The following is a 3,206-nucleotide window of genomic DNA, read 5'->3' on the forward strand; positions in this document are numbered from 1 at the left end:
GTCTGCATGGCGACTACGCCACCAGACACGCGCTCGGCGAGCCCATTACCAGCGACAACGCATCAGAGATCACTAAGTACGGCTGGAGTACTAAGAAACTCGTGTCATCATGAGTGGCGCGACTTGAATGCTGCATGCCGTTCCGGTAGCCGATCATCCCTGATGAGAAGTCACTGTTCCAGCATCTTTCGGATCTCGTTGTTGATCTCCTGAGATAAAGATCCCTACCCGATCGTCGCTAATGACGGGCTGAGGAACAAAGTTCCAGTCCGTCGATCACTCCCGGCTACCAGGGCGAGTAACCAACATAGGTGATCACACACGCCGAGAGGGTGCAGATTGTAGCCTTCACACTATAAAAGGTATCAATCCCCTCAAATGCCTACATTAGGTATATTTTATCATGAGATCTGAATATAGGAGTGCGCAAGCCCTCCGAAAGGCGTATCGTGCCGGTCTAAAGTCTCAGAAGAACTAGTTGCAGAGACTAAGAGTGGAGCATCTGACCCTACTAAAAGACTTTATGATTCATCTTCACTGATTGGATTAATAGCAATGGCTAATCTTGACACTGCATTTCGTGAATACTATCCACCGACTGACGAACAGCGACAGGTGGCGATGACCAAAGGTCTTGTATGCCTGGACGCAAATGTTCTCTTAGACGCATACAGATTCAATCCACGAGTACGGACCGAATTGTTTGATGTATTAGAAAAGCTCAATGATAGGTTGTGGATTCCTCACCAGGTCGCTTTCGAGTTCCATAAAAACCGCATTAATGTAATTGGCGACCAGGCCAAAGCGTACGCCTCTGCTCTCAAAGCCCTAGAAGAATTCGAGGAATACTTTACCGGAAATGTTAATAGCAAGCTTAACGTTCTGGGAAGAACCGTAGCTCTGACAGAGGAAGAGCAAACCGCTATTATCGATCCTGTCATTCAAGGCATAAAGCTAACAGTGAAGGCTATTCTTAAACTACAGGAGCGACATGGCGTCGCTCTCGACATGATATCGAATGATGAGGTATTGAGTCGTTTAGAAAACTTACTTCAGAACAAAGTCGGCGATCCTCTCGGTGCCGAAGAAGAGGAGAGGGCGCGAAACGAAGCAATGCATCGAGTGAAAAATAAGATTCCCCCCGGTTACGCCGATTCCGAAAAAGCTGATCCAGCTGGCGATTACCTTGTCTGGCACCAAATGCTCGAAGAGGCTAAACGCAGGGAGGCTCCAATACTTTTTATCACGCGAGATGTCAAAGAGGATTGGTTTCGGAGAGAGAAAGGCCAAACAATTTCTGCGCGAGCGGAACTAATCAGAGAGGCACGAGAGGTCGCCGATTGCGATTTAACGATCATGCCAACACAATCGTTTTTGGTTCACGCTCGAAAATATCTGAACGCTCAAGTAAGCGATGAACTGCTACGCCAAGTTGAGAAGCTCCCCGAACTAGAGAACGACGCACCCGAAGAGAGCGTAATCCTTTTGTCTCGAAGAGAACAGAAAAATTTGCTTATCAGTTGTGAAGCTGCTGTACAGCAACTCACCAGAGAGCTCCATATGGTAAATACACGCCTTGCCAGCATATATCAAACAGAGCGAGAAGCAAACCTTTCCAACGAATACCGCGATAAGTCGCAGATGCAAGCAAAATGGTATGCAAGCAAACGGGATCTGATGGAAGAAAGGCAGCGCAGAATATCTTTAGTCATCGCCAAGCTAAGACATTCGCTGACGCTTGATTCCGACGAAATCGCTTTTCCTCGTTCGCTTGTAGAGGATTTTTTCGATGGAGCCAAGTTGATATAAACCGAGAAACGCATTAAACACGACCTGAAGTCTCGCTATGACTCTAAGAAATTCGCAGACCAAATCCTGATCTCTATGACTTTATAGGAGGCACATAATGAATCTACAGAATCGCGTCGAGATCAATTTCGAATTAACGGGTTCCGACCTGGAACGCCTTGTTGTTGTGGGGAGCGATCTGAATTATTTGATGAGCCTTCCAGAGGATCGGCTCCCAACACACACGGAGGTGAGGCTCGGCGCAAGCGTTCTGCGTCGTCTGTTTATCGACAATGAGTTCAAACGCCTCTGGCGAAAAATTGGAGCTTCGCTAATCGCTCAACCTACTGTGTTGGCGACCAATATAGATGCCGCCCTAGATGCATGGCCTCCTCATTGGGTTCTCTATGCCTGGGGAGGTGGGGCAAAGTCATCCAGTGCTCACCATAAAGGTTTTATACTGGGGGCCATACCAGAAGACGAGCACGAAAAATACCCTAGTGTCGACGATCTGCTTTCAGCTAATCCGATGCCAAAGCAGGGCGAGCTCGTAAGGATGACGGTCGATGACTGGCTTAAATCAACGTCTGCAGCTATCAAAACGAACGAAATAGGCCAGGTTGGGATATCTCGGGCATCCATTATTAAGTACATCGCTAACAGGAAGGGTGGCGTTCATTTTGACCCTCACCAAAACATTTCCACAAGGAGCAAGAAGCATAGTCGACGAGATATTGAGAGCACCCTTCTAGATCATGGTCTACTGAGAGTGGGACATCTCAGTGGGCCTGAGTTCGAAATAGCCTCCGTTATTCATGCCGTAGCCTCCTCCGACTGGGCTCCAGAAATAATCCGTGCAGCAGAATCCGCTGCTCCAGAAGATTTTGACGGTGACCCAAACGAACTAAAGTTCTGGACAGGTTTAATGGAGGAGGATGGCACTGGGTGGGCTACGAGCCGCTTCAGTCCAGGAGATGAAGGCAGCAACCAGGCGAGCGATTAACCCAGTGGTCTCACCACGGTAAATCGTGACACTGAATGGCATGCGAGAGAATCCGACGGAGTCGATTCGACAGCATTACGTTAGACCGTAAACGATCGGACTTAGCCTCACAACTAGCTGGAACTGACACGTTTTTCCGTGGTTAGTTTGGCTACGTTGAGGCGTGCCCGTGCGGAGGCTTCTACATACAGTTGTAACGAACTACCGAAATGCAGTATCGATCGGGGAAATTGAGAGCGATGATCAGACCCATCGCAGGTGGCGGTGCGGCCCACGTGCGGCGAGTTGGATGGGTACGGCGGACGCTGGTGCGGCGCGCGGCCCTGAGTCCCGCCGCCGTTCGGGACCGGCGCCCACGCCGCACGCCCGGACGGCAGGCGGGCGGCGGGTCGTGCGGGGGCGCCCCGCCCGCCCG

2 protein-coding genes are annotated in these 3,206 nt (G+C 50.1%); both read left to right on the forward strand.

Annotated features, from left to right (window positions below; all coding sequences use genetic code 11):
• The first annotated feature begins 555 nt into the window (after positions 1 to 555).
• On the forward strand, positions 556 to 1,809 hold the full coding sequence (locus tag ABZU75_RS45975) for a PIN domain-containing protein (protein WP_355569758.1): 1,254 nt from the start codon (positions 556 to 558) through the stop codon (positions 1,807 to 1,809).
• 97 nt (positions 1,810 to 1,906) lie between these two features.
• Entirely contained in the window at positions 1,907 to 2,791 is an 885-nt protein-coding gene (locus tag ABZU75_RS45980; protein ID WP_355569761.1) for a hypothetical protein, read from the forward strand.
• Positions 2,792 to 3,206 lie beyond the last annotated feature (415 nt).

The sequence above is a fragment of the Streptosporangium sp. NPDC005286 genome (genome assembly GCF_040607515.1).
Taxonomy (GTDB): domain Bacteria; phylum Actinomycetota; class Actinomycetes; order Streptosporangiales; family Streptosporangiaceae; genus Streptosporangium.